Raw genomic sequence first — 14,591 nt, 5'->3', positions numbered from 1 at the left:
TCTTGGTGTTTATATAATATTGTTGGGTGCAATTCGAACAAAAATAATGAAAGGTAAGATTATTCAATTCATAAGAAGTAAAGACTTCAAGTTCATAGAAGAAATTGGACAAGGTGGAACAGGAAGAACTGTACTTCTTGAAGATGAAATAATTAACGAACGCTTTGTTTGTAAAAAATACTCGCCTTTTTATGAAGAACACAAAAAATTATTCTTCAACAATTTCAAAGATGAAATTAAACTACTTCATCTTCTAAATCACAAAAATATTGTCCGAGTTTTTAATTACTATCTATATCCCGAAGAACATACTGGATATATTCTAATGGAATTCATTAAAGGACAAAACATTTCCAATTTCTTAAAAGATAATCCTGATAAATTAAATGATACTTTTAGGCAAACGATTAATGGATTTGTTCATTTAGAAAAATCGAATATTCTTCATAGAGATATTCGTCCTGATAATATTCTTATTTCCAAAGAAGGAATTGTCAAAATAATAGATTTTGGATTTAGTAAAAAAATAGATTTTGAATCAGACTTTGATAAAAGTATTTCTTTGAATTGGCGATATTCACCACCTAATGATTTTCAAGAAAAAAAGTATGATTTTAGAACAGAATTATATTTTCTAGGAAAACTTTTCGAAGAGATTATAAAAGAAAATGACTTTCAAAATTTCAGATATAAGGACTTATTGAAAGATATGGTTAATATAGATTATCTCAAAAGGACACCTTCCTTTTTCGACCTAAATAGAAAAATGATTTCTGAATTGACTAGTGAAATAACATTCACAAAAGAAGAAAAGAAAACTTATCAAAATTTCGCAGACGGATTGGAAAGTGTTTTTAGTAATATTGATATTGACGCTAATTACATAACTGACATTTCAGAAATAATAAGAGAAGTTCAGGAAGTTCATAGGAATTCTATTTTAGAAGATAACATTCAAAACCAAAATAGACTTGCAAGGTGCTTCATAAAAGGTAATTTTAGATATTGGAAAAACAGAGAAATAAAAGTTGATACTGTTTATGATTTTTCGAAATTCTTAATTTCTTCATCTAAAGAAAGACAAAAAGTGATTTTAAACAATTTGTGGCAACGACTTGATAAAATCGAAAGACACGACCCAAGTCTAGAAGATGATTTACCATTTTAAGAAAAAATAAAAACTGCACCCAACACGGTGTATAAAACACAGCTAATAAGTGTGAAAACGAAAGGTTTATGTATATTTAGAAAGTCCGCCAAATTTTTAATTTGGCTTTTAAAAAGAGAAAAATTAAAACCGAAATATAAAAATTCAGCTCTGTGTTAATCCGAAAAGTAGTGTCTTTTTACACGCTACGTTTCATACACAAGTCCGTTATCTTCAATAAGGAATGAAATTAATTTTAATAATAATTGGAGCAGTTTTAATATTGTCAATTTTGATCTATATAAGAAAAAAAAGACAATGGAAATGGTATGAACCTGAGGACTCTACTCCTAGAGAACAATGTCCTTGTTGTGACTATATTTCTTTACCAGAAAGAGGGAATTATTTGATTTGTCCCATCTGCTTTTGGGAAGATGATGGGCTAGATATTGATAAACCTGATGTTGGTTCAGGTCCTAATAAAGGAATTAGTTTGAGAGAAGCGAGAATAAACTTTAATGAATTTGGAGCTTGTGACGAATCAATGATAAAAAATACAATCCCTACAAAAGAAAGAGAGAATTACGAATATAAAAGTAGAGAAATACTAAATGAATAGCACGTATTCGAAATGTTCATGAAAGGAGACACAGATACAGAGGTTATAAAGGATCTAGAGATTCATCTTGCAGATGAGTTTCATAAGTTACTTTAATCCGCCTTATACCGTATGACTTCGTTTTGAGGCTCAAAATTGCCATAAACACTGACATTTTCTTATTTTCTGCATAGCACCGCTATTGTGGCTACAAAAAATGTAGCGTAGCAGTAGTTTTTACTGTGGTGTTTGTAATAGTGTTTGCAGTAGTTTTGGGATGTAATAGATTTCTACTGCATAAAACAGGTTTAATATAGCAGATATCGATACTGCTACTTTTTGTATTTGCGGTTTTGATCTGAATGCTTACTTTTATAAGGAACAATACAAGAAAAATTATTTCCTAATTTTAAACGTCGGTTGAAAAAAGAAAACCCTAAAAACAAACAAACACCAGTTGTGCATCAACACAGCATCGATCGAGTTTTTCAATACATCGATGATCATCTGGATAGGGATTTGTCACTAAATACCATTGCAGAGGTAGCTTTTTATTCACCTTTTCATTTTCATAGAATATTTAAGGTAATTACGCAAGAAACGCTCAACGCCTATATTACCCGACGTAGAGTTGAAAAAGCTGCTGCAGACTTACTTCATAAAAAAGCATCCATAACCGAAATATTCCAGACATATGGTTTTAATGACAATGCTACATTTACCAGAACCTTCAAGAAGTATTATGGAGTCAGTCCTACAGAATTTAGAAAACTTAACCCAAACAAGTTCAGTAAAATTTACCAATTAAAAAGCAAGAATGGTCAAGAGTACCCGAGCTACGAAAAATATATTTGCACTATTAATAACCTTAAAAATTGGACAAAAATGAATGCGAATATTGAAGTGAAAGACCTAACCGAATTAAAAGGCGCAAGTAGTACTCAAATTGGGGTTGATGGAGTTGAACATGCCTTTGAGAAATTACTTGTCTGGGCAAATAAAAATAGACTTTTTGAAAATCCAGAAACAAAAATGGGTAGAGTTTTTCATGATAGTTTTAAAATAACAGAACCAGAAAAAGTACGTATGAGTATCTGTGTTCTTACAAATGAGGTTTTTGAAGTTGAAAATGAAATCACAGCAGTTACTATTAAAAAAGGCACTTATATTGTAGGGCGTTTTGAAATAGTACCTGAGGATTTCGAAAAATCTTGGAGCGGATTATTTATATGGATGAATGAAAACGGATATAAAAAAAGAGCAGAGAATCCATTTGAAATCTATCACAATGATTTTAGACAACATCCTCAAAATAAATGTATTGTGGATATGTGCATCCCTGTCGTTTAACAAGATATTATAACACGATGTTCTTAGCCATAAAGAGCATCTTAAAGTACCACGTGTTTATAGATAGATGCTCTTATGTGAACGAAGAAAAATCTCTAAGTATAGTTCAATTACTATATTTCTTTATCTTAATTAATGGTAAATCATGAATACCGCAAAAAAAGTAATATAACCAGTGTCAAAATTGTTAGTCATTTCGTAAAAGACCCTAAATAGTCTGGCTTATTTAGTTTTATAGCCTCTCAACAAACAGAATTTTGAATATGTACTAGTTAGTACGTATAGTTTATATATTCTTAGTTCTCACCAAGTCATTTTTTTGCAACCAGATGAACAACTCTTCGGTTAAACAAAATAGGTCTAATTTGTTAATTAATTTATAAAATTTTATCTAAATCATTTTCATTTTTTTTGAAATGAAGACAGTATTTTAGTTAACGTAATGTTAAAAAAAATCGGTTTAAAAATAGTTGTAAGAAATATAAGCCTCGATTTTTTTTAGCGAAGTCTAAAATAAAAGTTAAAATAGAATGAAAAGTAACAAGAAGTCGAAATATTATTAGGAAGTAAATCGATTAAAATATACTTTTAACGGTGAAATACTACTTCTTTATTAATAATTATTAAAATATGAGAAAAGTATTACTCTTAAAACCTAAAAACCGAACCAATTATTTTAACAATTCTTTAACTAATAGCGAAACCGAAAATATTTTTCGATTTCGAGGAAGAATTAAACTAATTGTAGGTGTTTTATTGTTAATGAATTTAACAATGAATGCACAAGACTTCATAACCACTTGGGAGACAACAAGTGCAAATGAAACCATTGTTATACCCAACAGTGGGCTTATATCTGAGTACAATTTTACCATAAATTGGGGGGATGGTACCATAGAAAATAATGTGACTACGCCGGGTCATCAACATACCTATCTTTTACCAGGAGTATATACGGTTAGTATCAGTGGATTGTTCGAAAGGTTTAACCTGGAGTCTATTCCCACGAGTGCTACAAATCTACTTTCTGTGGAAGCATGGGGTAATTTGGCAGTATCGGAGCTCAATTTTTTCGATGCCATTAATCTTCAGATTAATGCTACGGATGTTCCGGATTTATCGGGGATGACTTCTCTAGAGAATCTGTTTAATGGTGCAACTTCGGTAAATGCCGACCTTTCTGGCTGGGCAGTATCTTCTATTACCAATATGAGTGCTGCTTTTCAAAATGCAACCTCATTTAACGGAGATATTACTTCTTGGGTTACAAGTTCTGTAACGGATATGTCTTCTATGTTTAATGGCGCCTCGTCTTTTAACCAAGATATAGGAGGTTGGAGTACAGTAATGGTGTCGGATATGTCATCAATGTTTGTTGGTGCTTCTACATTTAATCAAGATATAGGTAGTTGGATTACGAGTTCAGTAACTGATATGAGTGTCATGTTTTCTGGTGCAACATCTTTTAATCAAGATATCGGAAACTGGGATACTATCTTGGTAGAGAATATGTCGTTTATGTTTTTTGATGCCGCAGTGTTTAATCAAGATATAGGTAATTGGGATACTGATGCAGTTACAGATATGTCGTTTATGTTCGCAAATGCTGATAACTTTAATCAAGATATCGGTGGCTGGGAAACCGGATTAGTTGATGATATGAGTAGTATGTTCTCCGGAAATTCTGGATTTAATCAAGATATTGGTGGTTGGGATACCGGATCTGTAAATTTTATGGATTTTATATTTTCTACCGCATCTTCCTTTAATCAAGATCTGGGTAGCTGGGATATGGGCAATGTATTGTCTATGTTTGGTGCCTTGTCAAATAGTGGCTTGTCTACCTATAATTATGATGTAACCTTAATGGGGTGGTCAGCCCAAACATTACAAATGGGAGTTTTTCTCGGAGCAGACGGGTTGACATATTGTTTGAGTCCGACAGAAAGAGCAATTTTAACGAATGCACCAAATTCATGGATTATAACAGGAGATAGCTTCAGTTGTGCAACCATATTTACATATTCTATAAGTACTACTTCTGATGCTTTAGAGGGTTCGTCAGATGCAGTTTTTACAATTACTATAGACGATGGATTAAATAATATTAGTAGTGCAGATATTACTGGAACACTTACGTTAACAGGTACGGCAACAACCGGTAATGACTATACCAATGTTACCGACTTTAGTATTATTTCTGGTACTAATAGTTCAGTAATAACAGTTCCTGTACTAAATGATACAGAGGTTGAGCCCCCAGAAACGATTATAGCAACAATTTCTTCTCCGAGTATAGGAAGTATAAATACTAGCAATAATACCAGTACTGCAATAATTACAGACGATGATGGTGCTAATTTGAGGTATTCAATAACCTTGAACTCTGATGCAGTAGAAGGTACATCAGATGCAGTTTTTACGATTACTATAGATAATGGATTAAGTAATACGACAGGGACACCAATTACAGGTTTGATAACACTATCGGGTACTGCAACGAACGGCACTGATTATATCAATGTTATAGATTTTACAATTGATGTAGGAGATAGTACAACGATGATAACAGTCCCTGTGTTAGACGATACAGAGTTAGAACCTGATGAGACTATTATCGCTACGATTTCGGGCTTGAGTATAGGAAGTGAAAATACAACCGCTAATTTTGCAACAGCTACGATACAAGATGATGAGATGCCGGTTCCAAACCTATCTCTTTCGAAAATTGGTACTTACATAGATGCAAATAATGATGGGGTATTAAACATAGGAGATCAGGTTGCATACGAGTTTATTATAGAAAATACAGGAGATGAAGACATCGTAAATATTTCTATTTCAGATCCATTACCAGGGATTGTTTTAGAAGGAAATCCCATAGATCTAGACACTGGTGAGAGAGATACTACAACGTTTACTGGCACCTATATGATAACAGAAGACGATATTTTGAGTCGTACTGTGGTAAATCAAGCTTTTGTAACAGGACAGAATGAAGAAGGTATTGAAATTATAGATTTTTCTGATGATCCTAATGATGCGACTAACATTGATGATGATGATGATGGGGATGGCGAGGATCCGACGATTACCCAACTTTTAGGGGAGGATGAGCTCATTATCTACGAAATTATTACCCCAAATGGAGACGGTCTAAATGATGAGTTTCGAATTGTAGGGTTGCATAGGTTTCCTGATAATACGTTGATTATTTATAACCGTTGGGGAGCAAAGGTTTTTGAAGCAACTAGCTACGAAAATACAGGTGTTCCATTCTTCTCAGGAATTGCAAAAGGAGAAAATGAAATTCTACCAACCGGAACGTATTATTTTACGCTACAATACGAAAAAGCAATCGGAGATGTAAGCTTTAAGTCAGGGTATTTATACCTGAATTGATGACGTACACGTATACACAATAAATCTTCATAATAAACCTACCATACCCCCCTATCTTTATGAAAAAAATAGTACTATTAATTTTTATTATTCCTTTATTATTCCCTCTCTTCAGTTTTGGCCAGCAGGATAGTCAGTATACCCAATATATGTATAATACCGTTGTTGTTAATCCAGCATATACTGGCAGTAGAGGGGTTCTGAGTATGATGGGATTGCACAGAAGTCAGTGGTTAGGACTAGATGGAGCTCCTAGCACTCAGACACTTTCTGTACATTCACCCATTAATGAAAAAAATAAATTAGGATTGGGACTTTCTATCATAAATGATAAGGCAGGTCCGGCTAATGAAACTAATTTTAGCGTAAGCGCATCCTATACAGTTCCTGTCTCTAAAAAAGGAAAACTAAGTTTTGGTGTTAGTGGAGGCGGAAACTTGTTGAATGTAGATATCATATCACTTAGAAAATTCAATGAAAATGATGCCTTAACCGAACAAGATATTACTGGCAATTTTAATCCAAGTATTGGAGCAGGTCTTTATTTTAGAACAGATCGTTTTTATGCAGGGTTAAGTGTTCCTAATGTCTTAGAGACCAATCATTTTGATGAAGAATCAATCACGGTTAATAGTTTGCAAACGAGTGTGTTGGCTCAAGAGCGTATTAACTATTATTTGATTGCGGGTCATGTTTTTGAATTGAAACCACTCATAAAGTTTAAACCAGCAATATTAGCGAAGTATGTTATGGGGAGCCCAATACAGGTAGATCTATCAGCTAATTTTATGTTTTATGATACTTTCACAATAGGAGCATCATATAGATACAGCGAAGCCCTGAGCGCTTTGGCGGGATTTCAAATATCAGAAGCACTAATGATCGGATTTTCATACGATAAAGAAATTACCGAATTAGGTAGTACCAGATACAATAAAGGAACATATGAGGTTATTCTGCGCTTCGAACTAAAAAGAGTGTATAGTAGATTGTTAACCCCAAGGTTTTTCTAAACCACATCACAAACCAATATATAAATAGATGAATAAAAATATACATATAGTACTTGTTATTAGTATCATATTCTTCTTTGGTTTATCTGGCATGGCCCAACAGAAAATATTAGATATTGCAGATGAACAATTTAGTAACTATCAATATGTCAGTGCTCAGGAAACATATCTTAAAATATTGAAAACAGGATATGAAAGCCCAAAAGTGTTTAAGAATTTAGCAGATAGCTATTATTTAAACGGACAATTAGAAGAGGCTTCAAAATGGTATAAAGAACTGATAGAATCTTACCCAGATGAGATCTTAGCTGAGGATACATTTAGATATGCTCAATCTCTAAAATCGATTGGGGATTACGAAGGATCAGATGTATATATGCAGGAGTTTTTAGTATCAGATGAGGCCAATAAAGATTATTTGAAACGTATAGATTATCAATCCGGAAGATATACAATCGAAAACGTAGCAATCAACTCTCCTTTTACGGATTTTGGTTCGACTATTTATGATGATTTTCTGGTTTTTAGTTCTTCACGGGATACATTATTATTCAATAAAAAAATACACAAATGGACAGAGGAATCTTTTTTGGTTTTATATAAAGCTTCTATTGATCAGGAAACAGGAGAACTTTCTGATCCAACACCTTTTGCAGAAGAATTAAACACAAAATTTCATGAGTCAACTCCTGCTTTTAGCAAGGACGGAAACACCATGTATTTTACAAGAAATAGCAATAAAAAAAATAAAGATCGGATGAATATATTGCATATTTATCAATCTTCTAAAAATGCAGAAGGGCAGTGGTCAATTCCTGAAAAGCTATCTTTTGGTGATGAGAACTATTCTGCAGCACACCCAGCGATGAGTCCTGATGGATCGGTCCTGTATTTTTCTTCTGATATGCCGGGTGGATTTGGTGAGTCAGATATTTATTCGATGACGGTTTATGATGATGGTAGTTTTGGAGCACCCATTAACTTAGGGAGGAAGATTAATACATTAGGCAAGGATACTTTTCCGTTTTTAAGTGAAGATAATGAATTATACTTTTCTTCTGATGGTCATCAGGGATTAGGAGGGTTGGATGTTTTTATGATCAACTTAAATGAAGATTCAAACGAAGTAATCAATGTAGGGAAACCCGTGAATAGTTCACGAGATGATTTTGCCTTTATCATTAATGCGAAATCCAAAAAAGGATACTTTTCCTCGAACAGAGAAGGAGGAGAAGGAGGTGATGATGTATATCGTTTTGAGGAGCTATTAGATATCAAAAGTTTTGATATCAATAAAATTGTTGGAGAAATTAATGATAAAGAAGATTTAACACCAATCGAAGGGGCCATAGTATCTATCTACGATGAACAAGAGCTTTTAATAGATACACAAGTCGTCAAAGAAGATGGAGCCTTTAGTTTTTCCTCTGAGGAATTAAAAAATGCGCATACTATAAAGGTGCGTAAAGATGGATATATCCCCTATGAACATACAATCGATAAAACAGAGTTTTCAGACACCTATTTTAAGAGGATTCAATTAGAAAAAGATAAGGAAGAACTTATACAAGCAGTAGATGAAGATTTAGTAGAAACAGAGGAAGCATTTATGGATGGATTAGAGAATGCATTCAGGTTTGAGATGATTGTCGATCCTTCTCATTTTATCGAATTTTCTGATGCTCTTACATATAGATCGACAGTGAAATTAGAACGAATCGTTGTCTTGATGAAGCGTTACTCAAGAGTGAGTGCCGAGATCAAAGTATATACTGATGATTATAATGGTGATCTGAGAATGGCTCAAAGCCGAGCAGAATCAGTTTATAATTATATGAAGAATCAAGGCATCCCAAGTAGCAAGTTACGTTATGAAGGTGTACAAAGAGGTACCGTAAAACTAGAAAAGAAGTTAAATTTAATGATGGTGGTGCCCATGCCAATTCACTTTGATTTAGACTCCAGAGAATTAAGACAAAAATCAGAAATAGGGTTAAATAAAGTAATAGAAATAATGAGTTTTTACCCAACAATGAAGATGGGTGTTCATGGACATGCAGATAGTAGATCCAGTTATTGGTATAATAAAAAGTTAAGTGTAGATAGAATGAGATCTGCAATTAGTTATATAGAAAAAAATGGAAATATTAATTGGCGAAGACTAAGAGGTAAAGCTTATGGCGAAAGAAAACTCGTCAATAATTGTGATAATAATACGGATTGTCCAGAAGAAGAACATGAACGTAACCGAAGATGCGAATTTATTATAATTGATTAAATAATAATACTCATAATAGCCCCCTAATCCATATGTTTTATTTGATACTTAAAAATATTATTTACGAAACCTTAAACGCATTTGATGCTAGATTTTAGGTGGATATGGATATTGAATACTCTTAAAAACTTAATAAACCAACCCATGATTGATTTTTACCCTAAACTTTTATTGTATAAACCTCTAAGAGGAATATTCATTTTTCTTCTATTTTCTGCGCAGCTTTTTGCAAGTCCCGATTGTCCGATTCTTGTGGGCAATTTTGGGGGATTTTCAGAAGGAGCAACCTCAGGTTCTGGCGAAACCGGATGGTATCTGGATAGGAGTGATGTGCCAAATGCACTTTTTTTTGCCATTAAATCGAATAGAGTACATGCCGAAAATCTTGGCGGAGAAGGAATTTGGTATTCCAACGTTTTTTCAGCTCAAGGATATCAAGACTTTCAGGTATCGGTAAAGATCCATTCTGAAGGAAATATGAATGCTACTGAATACGCCAAAATTTATTATAAACTTGACGGAGGTCCAGAAATATTATTAGATGAACGAACAGGTAATTTTGGGACCATTGATTTTATATCTCCCTTACTTAATGGTGATAACGTACAAATTATTGTTAAATTCTACAATTACGATAATGGGTCTTCTCAGTCTTCAAAATATTACATCGAAGAGTTTCAGGTTTTTAAAGAAGAAGGACCTTGTACTGCTGATATCGATGTTACCGCTTCGGTAGAAGATGGTGGTGTTTTAACATGCATAAATTCTTCTGTTAATTTACTGTCTAATTCTGATGAGAGTGATGCTTCTTATAGTTGGACAGGTCCCGATTCTTTTGTGTCCACAGAACAAAATCCCGAGGTTTCAGTTGCCGGAACGTATACGGTAACAGTGACTAGTTCTGCAGGGGTCGGTTCTGCATCTGTAACAGTTACCGAAGATAAAACTGGACCTAATATAAGTGCAACAGGCGGTGATCTAGGATGTGGGGACTCCGTTGTCATTGGTGCAACCTCAAATATCACGAATGCTTCTTATGTTTGGACAGGTCCAGGTAATTTTACAAGTACTTCACAGAATCCGATAGTAACGGCTATAGGAACTTATTTTGTTACTGTTACCAACCCATCAAATGGATGTACAAATACTACAGCTGTTACTGTAACTTCAGGAGAAGGAGTAGAGACAACAATTTGGCTCGAAAATTTTGATAATTTAGCTGATGGCACTACGCAAGATAATGGAAGTACAGCGTGGTCATCAGAAAACCCGGGTTCAGGCTCAGCTCAAGTCTTTAGTAATGTTTTCGTAATGAATAATATTGGTTCAGGTTATGAAGCAGTCTGGATTTCAGAAATTATTGATATAGAAAATATCAGCGATGTAAACATTTCGGTAGATGTGTGCAGCGCTGGATTATTAGAAACAACAGATTATTTGAGATTGTACTATAAATTAGATAATGGGTCAGAAATACTTTTCAATGAAAATTTAGGCGAGATTAATGGCAATAGCGCAATACCTACAAATGTGTCCATTAATGCACTCAATGGAGCTACTGTTCAAATTTTAGCGCGTTCTGCTAGCACGTATGAAGATGAATCTTATTTTTTAGATAATGTACGGGTGTATGGCACTACTAATGAAGATACTATTGATGTTAGTGCATCTGTAGATGGTATTATTACCTGTGATAATGATTCGGTGATTCTTTCCGGCTCATCATCTCAAACCAATATAACCTACTTGTGGACAGGTCCCAATGATTTCTCAGAGAATGGCCAGAATGTAACAGTGTATGAGGCGGGGATTTATACATTACAGGCACTAGCCAGTTCCGGGTGCTCTAGTTCAATTACTATAGAAGTGATAGCCGATGTAACCGTTCCTGATGTAGATGCATCCGTAAACGGTCAGTTAGGGTGTTCACAGAATTTAGTTCAGTTAGTGGCGAATTCGAGTACCTCAGGTGTTTTTTATAATTGGACAGGACCTAATAGCTATACAAGTACATTACAAAATCCTGAGGTAGACACTTCAGGTACGTATTACGTAACCGTAACAGATCCATCAAATGGATGTACAAATTCTACCTCTGTAAATGTAGTCGTAGATGGAGGTATACAAACAAGCATTTGGTTAGAAGATTTTCAGGATCTCGATGACGGTGTTGTCGAAGACAATGGTACTACTGCATGGTCTAGTGACAATAATGGCTCAGGTTTTTTTGAGACTCTAAATAATAGTTTTTTTATAAATGCCATAGGAGCAGGGTGCGAAGGAATTTGGACATCAGAGATTATAGATATTGACGGAATTAATGATATAGGAATTTCTATTGATATTCGTAGTGCAGGAGGACTCGAAGAAGAAGGTACGTCTACAGATTATTTGAGATTATATTACAAACTCGATAATGGATCAGAAATACTTTTCAATGAAAGTATAGGAGAGATCAATAATAATAGTAATAGTTACACTACTGTTTCACTAGGTTCTCTAGAAGGTCAAACCCTGCAAATTTTGATACGATCTACTACAACAGCTTCTGATGAATATTATTATATTGATAATATAAGTGTTTCATCTAATGACAATTCTAATATTGATATTTCTGCAACCGCGGACGGAATTCTTACTTGTGATCATAGTTCTGTAACTATTACAACAGATGTATCAGTAGACAATGTTACATATTTATGGACAGGTCCTACTAATTTTACAGCTACAGCACAGAATATTACAGTTACCCAAGCGGGTATTTATGTGGTAGAAGTATCAACAAGTGGAGGGTGCGTAGGTTCAACCACTGTCGAAGTTGAAGAAAATATAACGATACCTAATGTAAGTACATCAATAGATGGAGAATTAGGTTGTTCTTCATCTTTAGTAGAACTACTAGGAAATTCTACTACTCCTGATGTAACTTATTATTGGATGGGTCCCGATGGTTTTAGTACAACGGATCAAAACCCATCAGTTAGTCTTGCAGGTTTATATACACTTACTGTTACAGATCCATCAAATGGCTGTACAAATTCAGAATCAATAACTGTAACTTTTTCAGGAGATTCAGAAATCAATATTTGGCAAGAGAACTTTAATGATGCATCAGACGGAACGAACGTTGATACTGGTGCTACAGCCTGGTCTGTTGATGCAGATTCTTCAGATTTGTTTTATGTGATTGACAATGAGTTTGTAGTCAGCAATATTGGATTGGTCGGGGAGGCAATTTGGATCTCCCAATCGATAGATATTTCGAATACAACGAATACAAGTCTTTTAATAGATGTACGAAGTATGACATTAGATGGTGCACTAATGAATGATAGCGGTGATAAGTTAGATTATATTCGATTTTACTACATAATTGATGATGGTCAAGAAATATTATTTGATGAAAAGTTAGGAGCTATTAATAATCATAGTACTTCGCCTACACAAGTCGCGGTGTCTAATCTTGTAGGGAGCAATCTTCAGATAATAGTTAGGGCTAGAGCAACTGCCAATGATGAGTTTTATTATTTTGATAATATACAAGTTCTTGGTTTTGGAGAAAGTGCTATAGAAGTATCAGCTTCGGTTGATGGTGTTCTTACCTGCGCAACCAATACGGTTACGTTGCTGGGAGATTCTTCTGTTGATAATGGAACATACGTATGGACAGGTCCTAATAATTTTGAAGCGTCTACAAAGGATATTACTATTAGTGAAGCCGGAGAATATACACTAACAGTTACAACCGAAACTGGTTGTTCTGGTGCTGCTATAGTTATTGTAGAAGAAGATATAACTCCACCCAATGTAGATGTTGCCGTAAGTGGTGCCTTAGATTGTTCCGTTTCTTCTGTTGACTTATTCGGAAGTTCTTCTTCAAATGTAAGCTATAGCTGGATTGGCCCTAATGGTTTTAGCAGTATAGAGCAAAATCCATCTGCAACTGAAGCAGGGATCTATACATTGACCGTAACAGATCTTTCTAATGGCTGTACCAATTCAAAATCTATAACCGTAACTTCTGCTATAGAAACAGAATCTATACTTTGGTTAGAAGATTTTCAGGATCTTGAAGACGGTATAACTCAGGATAATGGTGAAACTGCTTGGGATAGCGATAATAATGGTTCAGGTTTTTTCGAGACTCTAAATAATAGTTTTTTTGTGAATGCTATAGGTGCAGGGTGCGAAGGAGTTTGGATATCAGAGGTTATTAATATTGAAGGAGTTGATGATATAGAGATTTCAGTGGACGTGCGAAGTGAAGGTCCTTTAGAAGATCAGGGAATCGATATGGACTATTTAAGATTATATTATGTACTAGATGATGGTTCAGAAGTTCTTTTTAATGAAAATATAGGAGAAATAAATAGTAACAGCGCAAGCTATACTAATGTTTCTGTAAATTCCATTAATGGTAATAGTCTACAAGTCATTATAAAATCCCTCACTACGGGTTCTGCGGAATATTACTATTTTGATACTATTAAAATAACAAGTTTTGAAGAAAGTGCTATTGAAGTAAGCGCATCGGTAGACGGAATATTAACTTGTGATGTTGATTCGGTTACCATTACAGGAACTTCTTCTATTGCTGAAGTTAGTTATGCATGGGTGGGTCCAGATGATTTTACTGCCACCACTCAAGATATTACGGTCTCTGAATCTGGGATATATACATTAGAAGTCACTACCGTTTCGGGTTGTACAAGTGAAACAAGTATTGAAGTTGAAGAAGATACAGCACCTTCCGAAGTAAGTGCATCGGTAGACAGAATATTAACCTGTGATGTTGATTCAGTT

At 34.3% G+C, this 14,591-nt stretch carries 7 protein-coding genes; all 7 read left to right on the top strand.

What is annotated here, in order from left to right; translation table 11 throughout:
- Positions 1-46 precede the first annotated feature (46 nt).
- Entirely contained in the window at positions 47-1,168 is a 1,122-nt protein-coding gene (locus tag DZ60_RS0115405; protein WP_025742937.1) for a protein kinase family protein, read from the top strand.
- A gap of 223 nt (positions 1,169-1,391) precedes the next feature.
- Positions 1,392-1,766 (top strand): CPCC family cysteine-rich protein, encoded by a 375-nt coding sequence (locus DZ60_RS23205; RefSeq protein WP_025742936.1) that lies wholly within the window; start codon positions 1,392-1,394, stop codon positions 1,764-1,766.
- A gap of 399 nt (positions 1,767-2,165) precedes the next feature.
- Complete coding sequence (locus DZ60_RS0115395) at positions 2,166-3,095, top strand: AraC family transcriptional regulator (protein ID WP_025742935.1); 930 nt, start codon at positions 2,166-2,168, stop codon at positions 3,093-3,095.
- Between the two features lie 630 nt (positions 3,096-3,725).
- Positions 3,726-6,497, top strand: a complete 2,772-nt coding sequence (locus DZ60_RS24340) for a BspA family leucine-rich repeat surface protein (protein WP_025742934.1) — start codon at positions 3,726-3,728, stop codon at positions 6,495-6,497.
- Between the two features lie 59 nt (positions 6,498-6,556).
- Entirely contained in the window at positions 6,557-7,510 is a 954-nt protein-coding gene (locus DZ60_RS0115385; protein WP_025742933.1) for a PorP/SprF family type IX secretion system membrane protein, read from the top strand.
- Positions 7,511-7,538: 28 nt separating this feature from the next.
- Positions 7,539-9,788, top strand: a complete 2,250-nt coding sequence (locus DZ60_RS23195) for an OmpA family protein (protein ID WP_025742932.1) — start codon at positions 7,539-7,541, stop codon at positions 9,786-9,788.
- 144 nt (positions 9,789-9,932) lie between these two features.
- Positions 9,933-14,591: PKD domain-containing protein (locus tag DZ60_RS23190; RefSeq protein ID WP_034229856.1), on the top strand; the 4,659-nt coding region annotated here is incomplete at its 3' end.

The organism is Aquimarina pacifica (assembly GCF_000520955.1).
Lineage (GTDB): Bacteria > Bacteroidota > Bacteroidia > Flavobacteriales > Flavobacteriaceae > Aquimarina > Aquimarina pacifica.
This window is presented reverse-complemented; position numbering and strand designations above follow the sequence as displayed.

What these genes read in the sequence shown, in the direction of transcription:
- DZ60_RS0115405 (WP_025742937.1), top strand. Translation starts at nt 47, where the DNA reads ATGAAAGGTAAGATTATTCAATTCATAAGAAGTAAAGACTTCAAGTTC.
- DZ60_RS23205 (WP_025742936.1), top strand. Translation starts at nt 1,392, where the DNA reads ATGAAATTAATTTTAATAATAATTGGAGCAGTTTTAATATTGTCAATT.
- DZ60_RS24340 (WP_025742934.1), top strand. Translation starts at nt 3,726, where the DNA reads ATGAGAAAAGTATTACTCTTAAAACCTAAAAACCGAACCAATTATTTT.
- DZ60_RS0115385 (WP_025742933.1), top strand. Translation starts at nt 6,557, where the DNA reads ATGAAAAAAATAGTACTATTAATTTTTATTATTCCTTTATTATTCCCT.
- DZ60_RS23195 (WP_025742932.1), top strand. Translation starts at nt 7,539, where the DNA reads ATGAATAAAAATATACATATAGTACTTGTTATTAGTATCATATTCTTC.